General features: G+C 36.1%; 17 protein-coding genes and 2 pseudogenes. 6 read left to right on the forward strand and 13 right to left on the reverse strand.

Annotated elements, in window-relative coordinates:
- Positions 1–9: 9 nt before the first annotated feature.
- The 6 genes and pseudogenes from COE49_RS15110 to COE49_RS15135 form a co-directional block, all read right to left on the reverse strand.
- Positions 10–1119 (reverse strand): alpha/beta hydrolase, encoded by a 1110-nt coding sequence (locus COE49_RS15110; protein WP_098252491.1) that lies wholly within the window; start codon positions 1117–1119, stop codon positions 10–12.
- Positions 1120–1243: 124 nt separating this feature from the next.
- Positions 1244–2125, reverse strand: a complete 882-nt coding sequence (locus tag COE49_RS15115) for an AraC family transcriptional regulator (RefSeq protein ID WP_098945941.1) — start codon at positions 2123–2125, stop codon at positions 1244–1246.
- 73 nt (positions 2126–2198) lie between these two features.
- Positions 2199–3080 (reverse strand): aminoglycoside phosphotransferase family protein, encoded by an 882-nt coding sequence (locus COE49_RS15120; protein WP_098252493.1) that lies wholly within the window; start codon positions 3078–3080, stop codon positions 2199–2201.
- Positions 3081–3596: a GNAT family N-acetyltransferase gene (locus COE49_RS15125; protein WP_098945942.1), complete on the reverse strand. Its 516-nt coding sequence runs from the start codon at positions 3594–3596 to the stop codon at positions 3081–3083.
- A 23-nt stretch (positions 3597–3619) separates the two neighbouring features.
- Positions 3620–3727 (reverse strand): annotated as a pseudogene (locus COE49_RS15130) (DUF2691 family protein); the annotation flags it as partial.
- A 175-nt stretch (positions 3728–3902) separates the two neighbouring features.
- Positions 3903–4337, reverse strand: coding sequence for a ferritin-like domain-containing protein (locus COE49_RS15135; RefSeq protein ID WP_098252495.1), 435 nt, complete (start codon positions 4335–4337; stop codon positions 3903–3905).
- A 303-nt stretch (positions 4338–4640) separates the two neighbouring features.
- Here COE49_RS15135 and COE49_RS15140 point away from each other — a divergent pair, with 303 nt between their 5' ends.
- Complete coding sequence (locus COE49_RS15140; protein ID WP_098252496.1) at positions 4641–5147, forward strand: GNAT family N-acetyltransferase; 507 nt, start codon at positions 4641–4643, stop codon at positions 5145–5147.
- A 105-nt stretch (positions 5148–5252) separates the two neighbouring features.
- Here COE49_RS15140 and COE49_RS15145 read toward each other — a convergent pair whose 3' ends face one another.
- The gene (locus tag COE49_RS15145; RefSeq protein WP_098252497.1) at positions 5253–6434 is read right to left on the reverse strand and encodes a YhgE/Pip domain-containing protein; all 1182 of its coding nucleotides are present in this window, start codon (positions 6432–6434) and stop codon (positions 5253–5255) included.
- A gap of 172 nt (positions 6435–6606) precedes the next feature.
- On the opposite strand from COE49_RS15145, the gene COE49_RS15150 reads away from it, so the two are divergent.
- Positions 6607–7224, forward strand: coding sequence for a TetR/AcrR family transcriptional regulator (locus COE49_RS15150; protein ID WP_098252498.1), 618 nt, complete (start codon positions 6607–6609; stop codon positions 7222–7224).
- Between the two features lie 104 nt (positions 7225–7328).
- Here COE49_RS15150 and COE49_RS15155 read toward each other — a convergent pair whose 3' ends face one another.
- Together COE49_RS15155 and ppsA are read right to left on the reverse strand one after the other, a co-directional pair.
- A complete protein-coding gene (locus tag COE49_RS15155; protein ID WP_098252499.1) occupies positions 7329–9716 on the reverse strand; it encodes an immune inhibitor A domain-containing protein in 2388 nt (795 codons plus the stop codon).
- Between the two features lie 338 nt (positions 9717–10054).
- On the reverse strand, positions 10055–12664 hold the full coding sequence (ppsA, locus tag COE49_RS15160) for a phosphoenolpyruvate synthase (protein ID WP_098945943.1): 2610 nt from the start codon (positions 12662–12664) through the stop codon (positions 10055–10057).
- Between the two features lie 489 nt (positions 12665–13153).
- Here ppsA and COE49_RS28045 point away from each other — a divergent pair, with 489 nt between their 5' ends.
- From COE49_RS28045 to COE49_RS15170, 3 genes and pseudogenes are all read left to right on the forward strand, one after another.
- Positions 13154–13279 (forward strand): hypothetical protein, encoded by a 126-nt coding sequence (locus COE49_RS28045; protein ID WP_255294750.1) that lies wholly within the window; start codon positions 13154–13156, stop codon positions 13277–13279.
- A pseudogene (locus COE49_RS15165) lies at positions 13248–13517 on the forward strand (MBL fold metallo-hydrolase); the annotation flags it as partial. The gene COE49_RS28045 and the pseudogene COE49_RS15165, both read left to right, overlap by 32 nt.
- Before the next feature lie 311 nt (positions 13518–13828).
- On the forward strand, positions 13829–14302 hold the full coding sequence (locus COE49_RS15170; RefSeq protein WP_141556630.1) for a YndM family protein: 474 nt from the start codon (positions 13829–13831) through the stop codon (positions 14300–14302).
- A 35-nt stretch (positions 14303–14337) separates the two neighbouring features.
- Here the strand turns inward: COE49_RS15170 and COE49_RS15175 are convergent, their stop codons facing one another.
- Both COE49_RS15175 and sasP read right to left on the reverse strand, forming a co-directional pair.
- Positions 14338–14853 carry a DUF3231 family protein gene (locus COE49_RS15175; RefSeq protein ID WP_098568109.1) on the reverse strand — a complete coding sequence of 172 codons (516 nt, stop codon included), beginning with the start codon at positions 14851–14853 and terminating at the stop codon, positions 14338–14340.
- 294 nt (positions 14854–15147) lie between these two features.
- A complete protein-coding gene (sasP, locus tag COE49_RS15180; protein WP_098945945.1) occupies positions 15148–15360 on the reverse strand; it encodes a small acid-soluble spore protein, SasP family in 213 nt (70 codons plus the stop codon).
- 265 nt (positions 15361–15625) lie between these two features.
- Between sasP and COE49_RS15185 the strand changes: the two genes are divergently transcribed.
- Positions 15626–16759 carry a zinc-dependent alcohol dehydrogenase gene (locus tag COE49_RS15185; protein ID WP_078993864.1) on the forward strand — a complete coding sequence of 378 codons (1134 nt, stop codon included), beginning with the start codon at positions 15626–15628 and terminating at the stop codon, positions 16757–16759.
- Positions 16760–16837: 78 nt separating this feature from the next.
- Here the strand turns inward: COE49_RS15185 and COE49_RS15190 are convergent, their stop codons facing one another.
- Positions 16838–17179 carry a YolD-like family protein gene (locus tag COE49_RS15190; protein WP_098945946.1) on the reverse strand — a complete coding sequence of 114 codons (342 nt, stop codon included), beginning with the start codon at positions 17177–17179 and terminating at the stop codon, positions 16838–16840.
- Positions 17176–18441 carry a Y-family DNA polymerase gene (locus COE49_RS15195; RefSeq protein ID WP_098252501.1) on the reverse strand — a complete coding sequence of 422 codons (1266 nt, stop codon included), beginning with the start codon at positions 18439–18441 and terminating at the stop codon, positions 17176–17178. The genes COE49_RS15190 and COE49_RS15195 overlap by 4 nt, the downstream gene beginning before the upstream one ends.
- Positions 18442–18615 lie beyond the last annotated feature (174 nt).

Genomic DNA, 18615 nt, shown 5'->3' on the forward strand with positions numbered 1-18615 from the left:
CATTTCCCCCTACTTCCCACTATGTTTTAATATAAAATTACCCATCTCAATCGCTAAATCTTCACTTTGAGGATAGACACCTACATTATCTCCATATGCGTGCCCTAAACCACGATAAAGGACTGTTTCAGTATCCACTCCTTTTTTAGTCAATTTAGCTGCATACGCTAAACATTCTATCATTAAAAAATCATGCTCTCCTACCGTAATAAATGTACATGGATAGTCTGGATTTACATCAACATATGGACTTAAATACTTCGAATGAATGTCTTGCGTACCAAGTATTTCTGCCATCCCTCCGGCCATTGAATGCATCACATTAAGCAGTTTTTCTAGTCCTTTTTTATATTTCGGAGCGATCTCATATTTATCTATACTCCAAGAATAAAACTCGTCTTCATAGTCACACATATTAATTGTAGGATACAGAAGCAATTGTCCTTTTACGAGGTTTCTGCCATCTTCCATATCTCTCGTTGTACAATACTGAGTTAAGTTCCCTCCAGCACTATCACCCGCAACAAAGATATTATTCTTATCACCGCCGAATGCTTCAGCATTCTCATAAATCCATTTTAAAGTAGTGTAACAATCTGTATGCCCAATTGGATAAGGATGTTCTGGAGCTAATCGATAATCTACGGAAACGGCTAGTATATCTGTTTTTTCTACTATTAATTTCACAAGTTCTTCTACCACATCTGGTGATCCCGCCATAAATCCACCACCATGAATAAAGTATAGAATTGGAGCACTCTCTCGTTTCGAAATACTATTATAAATCCTTATCGGAATATCATATCCATCTTCCGCTTTAACTGTTTCATTCATAATATTTATATCTTTAGTGACAATCGGAACGCTTTTAATACCATTAAACTGTTTTCTCATATTCTTTACTGATTTTTCGGAAGCGTCCATTTTCATCATATTTTTAGGCATAAATCTCATTATGTTCATTTGAACCTTCATGTCTTTATAAAGACGTGGATCCATCGCTCCCTTTTCATCGCAATCTGGTATGTTTTTCACTAAGACTTCTGCACCTTGTACATTGATGGTTTCTTGTTTTTCTTGAATTTTTTCTAATAAATCTAAGCTATATTGTCTAGTCATCTTTTATTCCCCCTGCCTCGCGTTAAAACGCTTACATTTTTTAAAAAAATTATAGAATCGTGTAAATTTTCATCTACTAAATAAAAATACGTTCCATGTACAAAATGTAACACGGAACGTATTTTTATTGTTGTTCATATTTGATTCCATTATTGTCATTTTTTGATATCATATTTTTTCTATATTGTAATGGTGTAAATCCATATTTCCCCTTAAACTGTGAAATGAATGACTTTACATTGGGGAATCCATGTTTTATTGCTATATCTTGTATAGAATTTGTACTGCTAATAATATCTTCATAAGCTTTATGAAGCCTGTATCTCGTTAAAAAAGAGGTGAAATTTGATCCGAAAGATTTCTTGAACCTACGGGAAAAATGTTCCTCACTTACAAAAAAGTGTTTCGCCATATCTTTCAGTTTAAGCTCTTCATCGTAATGCTCATAAATATATGTAATCATCTCTTTTTGTTTATTTCCAAGTTGAAAATCATTATCTACTTTCTCCCCATCTTTACAGTGGCGCAATAAAATATAAACAATCTCATAAATTAAACTATTCATTTTTATATAACTTAAATCATCAGAGTTTGTGACTAATCCCTTTAATTCATAAAATATTTCTTTGAGCTTTGTGTTCTGAACAATGGATTCTTTTAAATTAAATCTATATGTATCAAAGTCATCATTTAGCTCTTTAAGAAATTCATAAGAAACAATTAACATCATGACTGCACAACTTATATTTTCAACTTTTTCAAATTCGTGAACATCTCCACTGTTTACAAAGATAAACTCACCAGCTGACACTTTCTTTTTTTGCCCATTTACATATAAAAAAACGTCTCCATATATAACTAAACTAATTTCAATACTTCTATGCCAGTGTGGAGGAATATAGTAGTGAAAATCAGCCGGAAGCCTTGTGCTATCTATATATTCAACCATACCTGGAATTCTATCACGCAATTTTATTTCTTCATATTTCCCTTGCTTGACTTTCAATCATGTTCCCTCCTTTTTATTGCACAGTAAACGTCAAGTAACTTCAATCAAAACTGATGCTATATAAACCTTTTCACTTTATTGAATAATCATCCACAATCACTTGGATCACACGATACGATTCTTCTGCCACTTTCTTATTACTCCCCTTATTTGCATCATATGTAATTAACGCCTTCCAAAGCGCCCAACCTCTCGCTCTATTCCACGTTTCTTCGTCCATCTGTAATACTTCTTTAAATATATTTCTACTATTCTTATCAAAGAATGTCCAAGCCATCGCCGCATCACAAGCAGGATCCCCTACTCCTAATATCCCAAAATCAATTACGGCACTAAGCTTTCCGTCTGTAACGAGTAAGTTCCCTGGCGCTATATCTCCATGCACCCAAACTGGTTTGCGCTTCCACGTTGACTGAAGTGCTAAATCCCAAAGGTGCTTTAATACTGTTTCATCAAAAACGTCCTTATTATTTTCGATAGCATCTCTCGCCTCTTTATCATATACAAATATAAGCCCACCTCGGTAAAAATTATGTGCTCCAGCTATCGGTCCGTCACTCGCATCAATAGATTGCAATGCTACTAGAAATGATCCTAAATCCGCCGCAAATTCATTTAAGTCACGTACATTTTCTTTCGTAACTGTCTCTCCTTCTATCCACTTATTAATAGACCAAGGCCACGGATATTCTTCACAAGGATTCCCTTTCGCAATTGGAGAAGAAATTGGTAAAGAAAGTTCCTTGCTTAATAGAGGAAGCCACTTGTTTTCCTTCTCTACTTGCGGTGCATATGCTACATCACTTGGTAATCTTACACTCATCTGATCGCCTAGATGAAACGTTCTATTATCATGCCCACTAAGCTTTACAGATTTCACTTCTAAATGTGCCCATTCAGGAAACTGTTCCTGTATTAACTTTTCAACTAAACTTACGTTAATTGGATGCATTCACATTCCCCTTCTCTTTTGAAACTTGCTAAGCCCATCCGTACTTCCAATATATTCAAAACCACTTCTCTTATAAAAATCATTCAATATCCGATTATGCCCTACACAATCTAACTTCAAATACTCTTTATCATGTTGCACATTCTCTTCTATCCATCGTAACATCCATTCTCCTATTCCATTCCCCTTATACTTCCGTTTCACCGCAAATCTATGAATATACAACGAATCAGAAACTTCCTCTTTACCAAAAATATATTCATCCCATTCACTTTGTTTAGGAGATACTGTAACCGTGCCGACAATTTCTTCTTCTTTCATAACAACATACGTATATTTCTCTCTTATACCTTCTAGTATTTCAGCCGTAGCTTCTTCACCTAAAAGATACTGCCATTGATCTACTTCTTTATGTTGTAACCACTGTGCTACTTCTTTTAATAGCGTAATAATGCTATCACTTTCACCTTCAGTAGCAATTCGAATTGTATATTCTTGAACTGTAGTTCTCTCCATATTTCCGTTCCCCTTTCCTAGCGCTACCACACTGACAAACGCGTTCTGCCATCATTTTCATCTGTAATATATTCCACGTAAACTCCTAAATCGAGTGCGTTTTTATACATTAATTCAATCGCTTTTTGATCCCCCACTGATTAAAGTTTCATTTTATTTATTTTCATTTTCGTTTCATACATTATATACCAAATTCAACTACTATATTTTGTCGATCCTATGTAACTTGCATTTCATCGCAAGAAAACCGCTCCACTACTGTGAAACGGTTTCCTTCTACTTATATTTAAGTATTTCATTCAATACTCACTTCGACTTCACAAAATAATATAAAAACCACACCGCATGATTTTGTTCGTCTGCAGCTATTCTCCGCAACAACTCTTTCATAGATGCATCTGATGTTTCATCAGCAATTTCCAAATAAAAATCTACTGTCTTCTGCTCATCTTGTATAGCGAATTCTAATCCTTGCAAGTACGTATTCGGGCAGTCTTCCGTAATCTGTGGTTTCGGCTGCCTGCCAGTTAAATTCGTATACATTTGTACAAAGTGATGAAAATGCTTTATTTCATCGTTACGGATTTCAAGAATTTGATTTCGTTCCACCACATTTGGAGCCATGTTGGCTAATTTCGCATAGCAGTTTATAGCGCTATACTCTCCATTAATCGCTTTTTCAATATCACTAATCAACTTATCATTCTGCCTATACCAATCAAAATCATTCGAATTATACATCGTATCCCCTCCATAATGTCGCTTAACATTTTATGCATTTTGAAATAGTCGGAGCATGTGTATATAACGGGACAACTGTAGATCTAAAATAAAGATTGCTGCAATGGTCTATTTGGCAAAGGAATTGCTTATGTATAAAGTGAAACTATAATCAGTGGGGTTTTACTGCCCGGCAAATAGCGGATAAGCTATCACTATTTTTTTGTACACTGTTGCTATACATTCGCGAATTACTCGGGTTTCCAACCTGATGTGGTGATGCGAAGCTATTATAAGTGCAGTGATAACTAGGAGGTTTCCACTATGACAACTTTATTTAAAACTATGGAGTTCCAGCTAAAAACTGAACGACTTGAGCTGAATATGTGGGAAGAATCCGATGCAGTTTGGCTGAGCAAATTAATTGGCGAACGTGGTGTGGACATGCCAACCGTTGACTCCGTTCGTAGCCGGCTTATTGAGATGCGCAAGAAGGCAGATGAAAATGGCATTTCCCTTCTCACTATTCGAAGGCGCGACGAAGGCGATTTCATCGGATACTGCGGCTTGATTATTGGGCGTTCCACACTTGAAGAGCCCGAGATTGCATACGAGTTATTCCGCAGCGCTCACGGTAAAGGCTACGCAACTGAGGCAGCATCCGTTGTACTGGACGCTGCGATTGCTACTGGGCGCCACAAACTTTGGTCGACTGTAGGCGCTTGGAATATTGCTTCCCTCCGCGTGCTTGAAAAGATAGGTTTTAAGCGGCATCACAGTACGTGGGACGACGAGCGCGGTGAGATTGTTTGGAACGTACGTGATCTTTAGAGCTCTCGATACTATGGAAAAGACGAAAGGTCATTCGCTTCAGCAAAAAACCATGTAAATTTCATCACAAAAACCGCTTCACTACTAGTGAAACGGCTTTTCTTTTTAAGCATGTAATTCTGTTTTATGTCCCTTTACTGCACGAGACTTCCATGCAGTTGCTAGTATAACAACCATACTTACTATCCCAATCCAAACGAGCACAGTAACAGGTGTAGTCCAGCTTAACCCTTTTCCAAAGAAGAAAATGTCCCTTAATCCTTCGATCATAAATCGCATTGGCAACCATGAGTATACCCAGTCTTGATAAAATGGTGACAACATTTCAGGTGCTAACGATAATAACGGTGCCCCGAAGAATAGTAAGAGAGCGAATAAACCGATCCCATTTAGTCCGACTAATGAAAGCACTGCAGAAATCATTAAGAAGAAACTAAAGGATGTAATAGATAAAAACAGTGCCGTATCCGTGAAGTTCGAAATATTTAATCCTACCATTCCGTCCGCAATCCATGTAAGACCAAATCCAATTACAAGCGCCGCAATAGCTCCTGTTACGATTTGTTTTACTTTCAATATAAAGTTTTCTTTTCGTGAGCCGACTGGCATTTTACGAATTGCAATAAAGATGATTGCTGCGCTCGCTAAACTTGCAATCCATAGCGGTTGGAATAATGAAATAGGCGAGTTACCATTCGCACTATTTTTTCCAACCTCATTCACATTTGTCACTTTCTTCGCAATAGGTGTTACTAAATTTGAAGCTTGATCTGTTGTTAAAGTAGCACCTTTTGCTTTAAACCCATCTAGTAGCTGCGTACGAACAGTATTGTTCATATTATCAACGATCGCCTGTAATACTTGCCCTGCCATAGTTGATGCAGCTGTATTCATTCCTTGATTTATGAGTATTTCTACTTCTGGCGAAGACGGCTGTGGTGTTCGTAATGATGCTTGTTTTGCACTAAATTCTTTCGGAATAACTAATGCCGCGTAATACTCTTTATTATTTAACCCCTTTTGAACCGATTCCTTATTTTTTACTTCTACCCATTTAACCGCAGGTTCTTCATCTGCTTTTGATTTATTTTTAATCGTATCAACAATCGTTTGCCCCATATTCATTTTAGGTTGGTTCGGAATTTCTACTCCTTGATCCTCATTTACAATTGCAATTGGCAAGTTTTTTGGCTGTGGTTGAACTGTCGGGAATAATGTTAATGAAAAAATAAAGACAATAAGTAGTGCAATGACTGGTGATAATAATAAAAGTTTATTTTTAAACATGTTCTTTTCCCCTCCTTTAATTTCAGTTACAATAAGCGAACAACGTGTTGTTTATTTATATTTTGAATTATATGTTTGCATTGAACCTTATACAATAATCAAAAACCGCGAATGTGTCGGTTATAAGACACATTTGATAAATATGTTGAAGAAAATTTAGGAGGGACATACTTTGCGAGATAGTAATTTAGATTTACGCGTGATTCGTACGAAAACGGCAATACGAAATGCATTTGTGGAATTAATTGAAGAAAAAGGCTTTGACGCCATTACAGTAAAAGATATTACAACGAAAGCGAACATAAACCGTGGTACGTTTTATACACATTATCTAGATAAATTTGATTTAATGACGAGATGCCAAGAAGAAATTATGCATGAGATGTCTAGCATTGCAAAAAAGAAATTTCCGGAAGTTATTGCGGATCTTGGATCAAATCCTTCCCCAACGACTCCATTTGTACTTATCGCTTCTATTCTTGAATTTCTAAATGAAAATAGTGATTTTATAAGAGCCGTACTTAGCCCAAAAGGGGATTTATCATTCCAAACAAAACTGAAAGACTTTATGTGGAAAACACTGTTTGAAGATACGAATGATGCTCTCATAAAGAAAGAGAATTTACTTGTCCCAAGCCAATACTTAGCTTCTTATATGGCATCTGCTCATATAGGTGTCATTCAGCAATGGTTAAATAGCGGGCAAAAAGAAACACCAGAGGAAATTGCTCATATTTTATCAACAATCGCAGTTCATGGACCTTTTTATGCAGCTGGGTTAAAGAAATAAGCCCGCTTGCTTAGTAATTTCTATTATTTTATTAATAACTTGGAATTTATGTTTCTGTAAAAAAAAGCTGTTGAAAGGACTCCCTTTCAACAGCTTCTACATTATTAACGATATAAACGAACTGCGCCTGCAGAATTATCATCTGCTTGTCCAACTACTTCAAATTTCAATCCAAGCTTCGGTACTTTACGTCCTGCATCTGGGATTAAATCGTTCATATACGATTTAGAATCATCAAACTTCGTTACACCTGGTAACCCTTTGTAATCATATGTTCCGCGTGTTGGAGATACAACTTTCCATGCTGGCGCTTGGTTAAAGGAGAACGCAGCATCTGCGATTTGGAATCGTGTACTATTTTTAACAGTTGGTTTGCCGTTTAGCGTTCCAACAATTGCCTCTGGGTGAGAATCAACAACTCCTAAGAAACCTTCGCCTGGATGCATACCAACCCAATTATCTGTAAAGCTAGAGTCTGCATACCATACAAGAAGACCTGTATTATACGGTACACCACTGCTATATTTTAACGCTTGATCAGCACCAGCGTAGTTTCTCCACTCTAAATAGTAGTTATGCTTCTTCTTATCAAAACCGTCTGCTACAACGAAACCATTTAATTTTAATTTTGTTTCGCCTTCTGCATCATCAGAGAACACAACATTTCCATCGACAGTTAATGTAGCATTATCAAAAGTAAAACCGTTCGGTGCTAAACCACCATCTGTAATGTATTCGAATACTAATTTTACTTTCTGACCTTTAAATTTACTTAAGTCATATGACTTATCTACCCATTTACCATCTGTTGTGTCTAGACCATTTTTTACATTCTTTTCACCAATTCGATCCACTAACGTTTTCGTACCATCTTCTGTTACTGCATGTACTTCAAGGAAGTCATAATCCGTTTCAATTTCATACAATGATTTGTAATCAAACTTCACATTTGTTGCATTTGTTAAATCGAACACTGGCGTTTCTAATGTTGTATGAAGATTATCGCCTTTTGTACTATAGTAGTATTTCTTACCGAACGCAGGCTGAATACCTTTTACTTCTTTATCTGGTAAGTTAACACGAATCAGCCCAGGACGATTTGATTTCGTTACACTTTGATCTAAGTACGTCGCAAGGCCGATACCGCGGTTTAATTTATCATAGTCAACCTCTACAATATTTGCCCAGTTTCCACCCATGTTCTTTTGAAAGAACTCTTTATTTTGCGGAGAGAAACTCGGTGGCGTTGAACCTGCAATTTTACCAGCCCAGCTGCCGCCGCTCATAACAGACCAAGAGTTAATTGGCTCACCTGATCCGGAATATTTCGTATCATACTCATCTGGAAGACCTAGATCATGGCCAAATTCATGTGCGAATACACCAACTGCTCCGTCTTCTGGCTCAATTGTGTAGTCGTATGCTGCCATTTTACCGCCCCAGTTATCAACTTTTGCTTTTGTTCCTTCAATTGGATATGGTGATCCAAGGTTCCAACGATGTGACCAAATTGCATCATCACCTAATCTACCACCGCCTCCATCTTGCCCAACTCCAGCGTGAATGACCATTAAGTGATCAATCAGACCATCTGGTTCATTTTTATTGCCATCACCATTATTGTCATATTGATCGTATTCGTCAAATTCAGATAAATCAATACCACTTTCTACAGCCGCATTTAATGCCTCTTTTACAAAATCACGCGGGCCTTTTGGTCCCATATTATCATGACCGCCATCTCCTGCATCTGCGCCATAATCCGCTGCTTTACCAGGAACTGTCAACCACTTTGTTACTGTGCCATCTACTGTATAACTACCACCAGATTGCTCTTCATAATATTGTTTAAATGTTGGGATTTTTGAACCATCAAAGAGTGTAAACGGCTCATCACCAAATAACATTTTTTGATAATGTTCTGGATTAAAATCGTTTGAATACATATAACCTGGTACTTGATCAATATTGTTATGCTTAAAGTCATCAAACTCTACTAGCAATACGAGAACTTTATCTTTACGAACATCACCGTTATATTGTTTTTGCTTCGCTGAAGTAGTTGGTACTTTGCCGTTTAATCCCCCTTTAACCGGCTCTTGTCCAGTTACCGGGCCACTAGCAGGTTGATCTGCTTTTTCTTTCTCATCTGCTTTTGCATCTTTAACTTTTTTCAAAAAGTCAGCAGCTTCTCTTGTAACACTGTCCCCCGCTGCTGGTTCTTTTCCAGCATTTTCGCCTTTTTTCTTCTCTACGTATTTTTCAACAGCTTTTAATGTGTCTTCTTTCGACGTAGATTCACTAATTACACCGCGTTTCTTGAGCGCATCTGCTAAACGCTCCTCTTGAATTAAATTTTCATCAATTGGACTTAAAGATCCTACATTAGACGGCGTTGCCGCATAAACAGATTGACCCCCAACCCCAAATGTGCAACTAAGCACAGCTGCCGCCGCAAGCGTAGACAGCACTTTAAAAGGCTTTTTCTTCATCCCTATTCCTCCCCAATATTAAATATGTTCCAACTTTTATATAATAAAGAATATTCTGACATTACACAATACATTGTCTTAATTTGTAATATTTTTGAAAATATTCTTTGTTTTAGATTGATATACATTCTAATTCATCAATGTTTTCAACGCTTACTTCTTGCATGTGAATTCGAATCGTGGCATGTATAATTTCTTCTACGACAGGGACATTCAAAGAAATCCAATTTATATGCTCATTTTGATTTTCAGTTTCAGGTAATAGTAGCTAGCTTAAAAACATAAAAAAATCGTCCACTATATTTAGCGGACGATCTTTTTATTTATCTAAAGCACAACTACAATATCTCAATATACCCTTCTGTTCCATGTACTCGTATTCGTTGCCCATCTTTTATTAATTTTGTAGCATTCTCTACCCCAACAACTGCTGGTAATCCGTACTCACGTGCAATAACTGCCCCATGCGTCATAAGTCCACCGACTTCAGTGACTAATCCTTTTATAGATACAAATAATGGTGTCCAGCCAGGGTCAGTAAACGCAGTAACTAATATATCTCCCTCTTCTAAATTCGCATCTTCCATGTTTAAAATAACGCGAGCTCTCCCCTCAATTACTCCGGAAGAAACAGGCAGACCTACGATTGCTTCTGCAGGAAGATTTTCTCGTTTGTACTTACCTGCAATGATTTCTCCATCAGACGTAATAACCCGCGGGGGTGTTAGTTTTTCATATAATTTGTACTCATTTTTTTGCTTATGAATAACCTCGTAATCTAGTTTATTCGTACGAACAACTTCGTGAAGCTCTTCAAAAGTTAGGTAATATATATCATCGACTTCATGAATGACACCGCTCTGCACAAGTTGCTCAGCTTCTTTCCTTAACGCCTGCTTATATATAAAATAGCGATTAATCATGCCGTATTTCGGGTATTCACGATAACCGATGAAATTCCGGATGTTACGAATCATTCGCTTCGTTTCTTCTACTTTTTGTTTACCATCCGGCAAGTGCTGCAATCGATCTACTAGCTCTTCTTCTTTTTCCGTAGCTTCCTGCAGCCCTTCTTCAAATTTCCGTTTACTAGCACCCGCTTCAAAGTCTCTTATATTATTTAAAATCATCGGGATAATTGTAGTTGGCTGTTCACTCCAGCGCGTTTTCGTAATATCAATTTCTCCGCTACATCTCATCCCGTATTTATTCAGAAAATCATTCATCGCATCTCGAGCCTTTTCTCCACCTTCAAACTGAACGAGTTCATCTAAAAAGCTACTATCGTTTACGTGCTGTAAATATGCAATGACCTTTGGATAAGGGCGAATCACATCTGCAACATCCATTAATGCTAAACCCATTTCTGACGTAATATTATGTTGTACCGATTGTGAAAGTGTGTCTGCTGCATTTTTTTCACCTAGCCATTGCTCCATCTTTTCATTAATCCATGAAGAAGCATTCATACCTGCCATAATGACAGCCGTACTTTGCGGGCTAAACAATATCTTTTGTAATTGTTGCTGGATATCTTCTAAAATAAAATGAAATACAGCCGATCCGGATTTCATTTTAATATTTCGTTTTAACTCTTCGATCGATACTTGACTATTCTTTATTAAATCCGTAACGATTGCCGAATTGTTTTCGATTTGTGGTTGCGAACTTGCAGATCGCACACTTTTACTAACACTCTTTTCTTTTTCATCATCCGGTAACAATGTAATAAAACCATCTCGCTCGATTACAGTCGTTAATGCATCTCTGATGAGCGGATCTGATTTTCCTAAAGTGTTTATTAAGAAATCTCTGCTAGCAGTTGAAGCTAATTTTTGTGTAGCATCAACAAACAGCCTTCCTCCTGCTTTACGCATAGGGGCACGAGTTGTTAACAGGAAAAAAGACAATCCCAGTGGTTTCATCGCATCCGTCATCATTTGTTGGTGACCAACTGATATATAAACGTGATTTTCCCCATCATTTGCTTCTGGAATTGGATATAGAGTCGTAATTGGCCTACTTTGGACTATATAAAATGTATCATCAACTAAGCACCATTCAATATCTTGCGGACAATCAAAATAAGCTTCGATCTGTCTTCCGATACGTGCGAGTTGTAAAATTTGTTGATCCGTAAGTGTTTGAACATTTTGCTGATTAGAAGCAATTTGCTTCGTCTCTATTCCGCCTTCTTTCCGTCCATACATAGCTATTTTTTTAGTTGCAATCATCTTTCCAGCGATTTCGCCCTCTTTTACTTTATAATTATCGGCAGAGACGAGTCCTGAGACTAGCGCCTCACCAAGTCCAAAACTGGCATCGATTGATAACACCTTTCGGCTAGAAGTAATCGGATCAGCAGTAAATAAAATTCCCGACGCCTCCGGGAATACCATCCTTTGGACGACAACACTTATAGAAACTTGACTATGATCAAAACCGTTTTGCATGCGGTATATAACCGCTCGATCTGTAAATAAAGAAGCCCAACATTTTTTAATATGTTGTAAGATAGCTTCTTTTCCAATCACATTTAAATACGTATCTTGTTGACCTGCAAACGAGGCATGTGGTAAATCTTCAGCAGTCGCACTCGAACGTACTGCATAAGCATGCTCATCGCCAAAACGTGAGAGATAATGAGTAACTGCTTTCTCAACATCAAAAGGAATGTCTACTGCCATAATGACTTCTCTAATCTTCCTGCTAATTTCACCAACTTGAGTTCGGTCTTCACTTTTCAACTTCGTTAGCTGTTGCAACAAAGCTTGAAACGCTTCATTTTGTTCGATGGCCTTTTCATACCCTACCGTTGTAACACAAAATCCTTCTGGCACTTGTATCCCTCGCATGTTTGATAACGCCCCTAAATTCAATCCTTTTCCACCGACGAGTGAAAGCTGCACCTTTTCTATTTCCTGAAAATCGAGAACGAAAGAACTCATTTGGCACCTCTCCTTACTATTCATGTGTTCTTGATTGTAACAGTAGTAAATGAGAAGAAACAGTCTATTTCGAAGGTAAATTACATGATATAATTAAGTTAGGAAGAGATTATCACTTCTATTTCCCCTCTAATTCACTTCAATTACATCACCAAACTTAAACATTCTTTGATTATGAAAAGCAATCATTAGACATAATGGATTTCTATCGAACTTTGTTATGTTTTTTTTATATAAAATTATATTGTAATATCCTTATAAATCTTTTATTAAGCCATAAATTCGCCTCAAAAAATAGTAGAATCTGTGACTTTAAAAGCAATATTTTTTGTTTGCACTCTATATAAATTGATTTGAATCCCTCTTAATTCTAGGACTAAATTATTGTTTTTTAATCCCACATTAATTCTTTTCTCAAATTCGTCAAAATGAATTTTCAAGATTAGGGAACTATAATGTCGTATTAAAATATATTAAGGGGGAGAAAAATTGAAAAATGAAATGAATTATGGAAGTGATTACAAGTTTATTCTAGAAACTTCAATTGAAAGTGGTCACGGCATCGAAGTATTACCTGATTTATTTTGTTACAGTGAAACAGGAGTATCTGTATAAAGTAATAACTCAAGAACAGGAAATAAGCGGTCCGCCTCGTTATTTAACAACAGACTGGAAAGCTGCTAAAGAGTCAGTTGTTAAGCTAGAGAAGTTAAAGCCTCTAACCGCTGTTCCTGGACATGGGATACCTATGTCGGGTGAATTGCTATCAACAAGCCTCAAAACACTCGTTCAAGAATTTGATAAAATTGCTGTACCTGATTACGGAAAATATATAGATAAAAAGATGCATTAAACGTGAAAATACTTTGTTTATTTTTATATTAACGAATCAAAATATAATGCAAAATCAAAACAAAAAAAATATTAAGTTTAATATAAAAAAACATTGCACTTAGGCAACATCTCTATTATAAGAATGAAACTAACCTTTGTGAATAAAGCTCGATATTCCGCAAATACTATCCATAGTATAAGCCTGCTTCTTACCCAGGTTGTACTTCTTACCATTAAAGGGTGATTAAAACGGGTTACGCTATATAAAAGCATAGCCCGTTTTTAATAAAATATTGTGTTCCATATACGTTTAAACAATGGAGGAAAATGCTGAAACATATTGTTGCCTTATTAATTAAATACACAGCAATAACTACAGTATTGCTAATCATGCTTAGTATCTTTCAAGGCATTTCAATTCCTAGAGTATTACTAATTTCTCTTTTTCTGACGGGAGCCTATTTTATCGGAGACCTCTTCATTTTAGCTAAATACGGAAATATGATTGCTACAATGACAGATTTCGGCTTAAGCTTTTTCGGAACTTGGTTACTAACATCCTTGTTTACTAATTTAGATGCTACTCGTAACATTAGACTTTCTTCATTTATAGCCGCTTTAATTATTGGTGGAACAGAAGTTTCCTTTCACATTTATATGAAGAGGCTAGTGCTACGTAACGACGATGAATTAACAAATCATAATCATGTTCAGCATGATAAATATGCCATGAAAATGTCAGATGAATATATAGATTCTTCCACAATAAATAAATCCAAACTTGAGGATACATCTAAAAAATAAAAAAGTGGCCAACGCCACTTTTTTACTTTTGTTTATTACGCTTGATCAGAATTTCTTACATGTAATGGAGGTGGAACTACCCATCCCTTTTTCTTGCTTAAACGTAGCAGAGTTACACCTGCCTGCGCTTTTTTCATATGAAATTGTCCAAATAACATGCCTACATCTTCTCGAAGGCATTTTCCCATTACTTGACTACATGTCACAAGTCCAGCTGCTAGCCCTGCAGAAACAGCAGCAGCAATTTCAGCATCATTAATACGTGCTCCAGGAGGAATGTCTTCGATAGATGCAACTGGTCGTTCTGGAGGAGCAGGCGGTAAAGCGACCCCATTAATCTTTAAAAGAGCTTTTAATTCTTCTATTTCCGAATTCATATCATTTTCAATTAAGCCTTCTAAAAACTTCTTCAAATCTTCATCACCTGTGTGATTCATAAATACTTGATGACTTGCAATTGCCCCCTGCGCAGCAAGAAGATAACTCCAAATATCAAATACTTCTCCGTAATGTAAAGGTTCATTTTGAGGATTTCCACTTAATATACCCATTTTTAAATTCCTACCTTTCGAAAATATCATAATAAATATTGATTTCAATATTGAAATCAAATTTTTAAGTATACTTTTTCCTGCAAAGGATTTTCTACTATGCATGGAAAACACCTTTCCAACACTGCATGTTTATTATTTAGGAAAGTAGTTAACAAATTAAATACTCAAAGAATATGAAAGAAGATTATCAATAATCTTTGAGTGAGAATCTGTTTAATATAAGGTTTTTTATTTTTATGAATACACAAAAGAAATTGATTTACATATTTGCTATATTTTATGCCAAATTACTTAGCGGTTAGCTCTACCACCAAGTTGTTGTTCTGCCAATGCTACTAAACGTTTTGTAATTTCACCACCAACAGATCCGTTTGAACGAGCTGTTGTATCTGCACCAAGTTGTACACCAAACTCTTGTGCAATTTCATATTTCATTTGATCAAGAGCTTGTTCAGCGCCTCGAACTAATAATTCATTACGACTTCCACTATTATTGTTTGCCATATTGTTTCACCTCCGATGTTGTTAATATGCTACAAATTATGAAAAAAAAATTATCTTTTTTCTGGTAATTAGATTATGAATAAAAATTGATTTTTTTCTTACAGTAGGGCAAAACATATAAGAAAGAATAACTGATATAACATACTTTCATAAAAACACTATGTATACTTCCTAATTCCCTTCAGTAAACAAAAGAAAGATTTCTATTTCACCAAGAGATTAAATACAATTATGTTTTGAGACATAATTCAAAAGGAGATATGAGATGAAAGCTGTAACCTATCAAGGACCAAACCAAGTACAGGTTAAACAAGTGGATGATGCAAAATTAGAAAAAAAAGATGATATTATTGTAAGAATTACTTCAACCGCTATTTGCGGTTCTGATTTACATTTATATCAAGGCAACATGCCCTTACCTCAAGGATACATTATCGGCCATGAGCCAATGGGAATCGTTGAAGAAGTCGGGCCAGATGTCACTAAAGTGAAAAAAGGCGATCGTGTTGTCATCCCCTTCAACGTTTCTTGTGGACATTGTTTCTATTGCCAACATGAAATGGAAAGTCAATGTGATAACTCAAACCCTCATTACGATTCCGGTGGATACTTTGGTTATACAGAGAAATTTGGTAATCATCCAGGTGGACAAGCAGAATATTTAAAAGTTCCTTTTGGAAATTTCATTCCATTTGTTATACCGGAATCATGCGAACTTGAAGATGAATCCCTACTATTTTTATCAGATGTTTTACCAACAGCCTATTGGAGTGTAATAAACGCAGGCGTTAAACCAGGTGATACTGTTATCGTCCTTGGTTGTGGACCGGTTGGATTAATGACACAAAAATTTGCTTGGATGCAAGGTGCTAAACGTGTAATTGCAGTGGATTACTTAGATTATCGGATGAATTATGCAAAAAAGATTAACAATGTTGAGGTATTTGAGTTTACAAAATTCCCCGATATGGGAGAACATTTAAAGGAAATTACACATGGTGGTGCCGATGTAGTCATTGATTGCGTGGGGATGGATGGAAAAAAATCGCCTCTAGAATTTCTGGAACAAAAATTGAAATTACAAGGCGGAACTCTCGGCCCTATTCAAATCGCTACGAAAGCCGTAAGAAAATATGGAACGGTTCAAATGACCGGCGTTTATGGTGGCAATTATAATGCCTTTCCACTCGGTGCATTTTGGGTTAGAAATATTAACCTTAAAATGGGACAAGCACCTGTCATTCATTTTATGCCGGAACTATTTGAAAAAATAACAAATAAAGAATTTGATCCAAAAGAGATTATTACACACAAAATCCCCCTTGAAGAAGCGAGCTACGGTTATCAAATTTTTAATAATCGTGAAGATGATTGTATTAAAGTTATTTTAAAACCTTGAAAATTGTTATGTGTCTGAACCTTTTATTTTTCTATGCAGTAGACTGCTAAAAATAAACCTACTGCATAGAAAAGTATTCTAATCAACCTCGATTACATCACCAAACTTAAACATTCTTTGATTATGAAAAGCATCGGTACAAGTAATCGTCTCCATTAATGGATTAATATCCACTACTGTTATGTAATTTTTATATAGATAGCCATTTTTATAATATGTAAGTAAAACCTCTTCCTCACCTAAATATGAAATTAACAGCTTATTTTCAATCCTTTCTTGTGCATCTGGCGTTAAAATTGGACGCGGGATTTTTGTTTGTTCCTGTATCATTTCTTTAATCACTACAAACTGCTCTGGCATGCTGGCAAACGGTTGCCACTTTACCATTCCTCTTCCTTTTGGCATGTTAGCATTCTTCACGATTTGTGCCCTCCTAATAATGTGTTTCTATATCTTGCTGTTGCGACGCTTGTGTAAGAAATACCTCGTAAAATACTGTTCTTACCAAATCGTGTTCGAATTTCGTCCATAACTTTCGTTAATCGCATTTCTTTTTCTCTTTGTACAATGTTATCGAAAAGCGAAATTTGCTCTTCCCCTTCATTTATTAAATTAGTTAGCGAAATACTTATCGATCGAATCGGTTCTCCTGTATGGCGCTCATATAAAAAATATGTACAAACATTATAAATATCCATCGTTAAATTGGTTGCTCTATTTAACGTATGTGCCTTTTTTATTCCCCCGCCGTATTCCTTGCTATATCCAACTGAAAAATGAATTGTTTGTGCGCATTTCTTTTCTCGTCTCAACCTGTAACAAACTTCTTCTATGTGCTCTAGTAAAATAACGATGAACTCTTCTATCGAATAATCACGTAATAATATTTGGCTTTTCGCTATAGATGTTGTTGCCGGAACATACTTTTCTGCTATTCTGCTAAAATCAATCCCGTTACTGTGTAAATGCAATTCTTCTCCTATTACACCAAACGACTGCTTTAAATATTTCAAAGGGTACTGCGCTAACTCCCCTATTGTATGTATACCTTTTCGGTTCAATTTCATTTCCGTTTTATACGATATACCCCAAAATTTACTGAGCGGTCTAATGCTCCATAACTTCTCGGGTATATCGTCATACGTCCACTGCGCAATTCCATCCCTATTCTTTTTTGCTTCCACATCCATCGCTACTTTACTCAATAATAAATTCGGACCAATACCAATCGTACTTTCAATCCGTGTACGTTCATATATTTCTCGTTTGAACTTTAATGCGAACTCGTGCGGATTACTCGCAAACAAATGAATACTTGCGGTCATATCCATGAAAAATTCATCGATACTATATTGATGAAAATCTTCCGGCGCAACATACTGTAAAGCTAAGCCTGTTATATAGGTTGAACACTTCATATACGTATGCATAATTGGATTCACAATAATAATATCTGGTCGCTTCGGTATTTCGTACAATCTTGCCATCTTCTTTATTCCTAACGCTTTTAACGGCGGTGTTGCTGCTAATACGATTGATCCGCTCTGATTCACATCTCCTACAACAGCCAACTTTGTATAACGTGGATCTAGTCCTTTTTTAATACATGATACACTCGCATAAAAGCTACGAAGATCTACACAAAGAATAATACGATTCGGTAAAAGAAAATAATCATACAAGGTAATCACTCCCAACAAAAGAACGTTTGTTCTCATTATATACGAACTCTTGTTCTTTTTAAAGGGATTTTCATGAAAATTTTGGTTAAAATAACCTTAAAATTCTTTTTAAGAAAATCTTAAGAAAATCTCCCTTTATTCATAAGAATTTTTTTCTATACTGAAACATGTAAA

It is taken from the genome of Bacillus sp. AFS029637, from assembly GCF_002584985.1.
Classification (GTDB): domain Bacteria; phylum Bacillota; class Bacilli; order Bacillales; family Bacillaceae_G; genus Bacillus_A.

Excerpts from the sequence above, each read along its gene's own strand:
- COE49_RS15110 (WP_098252491.1), bottom strand. The coding sequence starts at position 1,119 with ATGACTAGACAATATAGCTTAGATTTATTAGAAAAAATTCAAGAAAAA.
- COE49_RS15120 (WP_098252493.1), bottom strand. The coding sequence starts at position 3,080 with ATGCATCCAATTAACGTAAGTTTAGTTGAAAAGTTAATACAGGAACAG.
- COE49_RS15125 (WP_098945942.1), bottom strand. The coding sequence starts at position 3,596 with ATGGAGAGAACTACAGTTCAAGAATATACAATTCGAATTGCTACTGAA.
- COE49_RS15135 (WP_098252495.1), bottom strand. The coding sequence starts at position 4,337 with ATGTATAATTCGAATGATTTTGATTGGTATAGGCAGAATGATAAGTTG.
- COE49_RS15140 (WP_098252496.1), top strand. The coding sequence starts at position 4,641 with ATGACAACTTTATTTAAAACTATGGAGTTCCAGCTAAAAACTGAACGA.
- COE49_RS15145 (WP_098252497.1), bottom strand. The coding sequence starts at position 6,434 with ATGTTTAAAAATAAACTTTTATTATTATCACCAGTCATTGCACTACTT.
- COE49_RS15155 (WP_098252499.1), bottom strand. The coding sequence starts at position 9,716 with ATGAAGAAAAAGCCTTTTAAAGTGCTGTCTACGCTTGCGGCGGCAGCT.
- ppsA (WP_098945943.1), bottom strand. The coding sequence starts at position 12,664 with ATGAGTTCTTTCGTTCTCGATTTTCAGGAAATAGAAAAGGTGCAGCTT.
- COE49_RS15175 (WP_098568109.1), bottom strand. The coding sequence starts at position 14,853 with ATGGGTATATTAAGTGGAAATCCTCAAAATGAACCTTTACATTACGGA.
- sasP (WP_098945945.1), bottom strand. The coding sequence starts at position 15,360 with ATGGCAAACAATAATAGTGGAAGTCGTAATGAATTATTAGTTCGAGGC.
- COE49_RS15185 (WP_078993864.1), top strand. The coding sequence starts at position 15,626 with ATGAAAGCTGTAACCTATCAAGGACCAAACCAAGTACAGGTTAAACAA.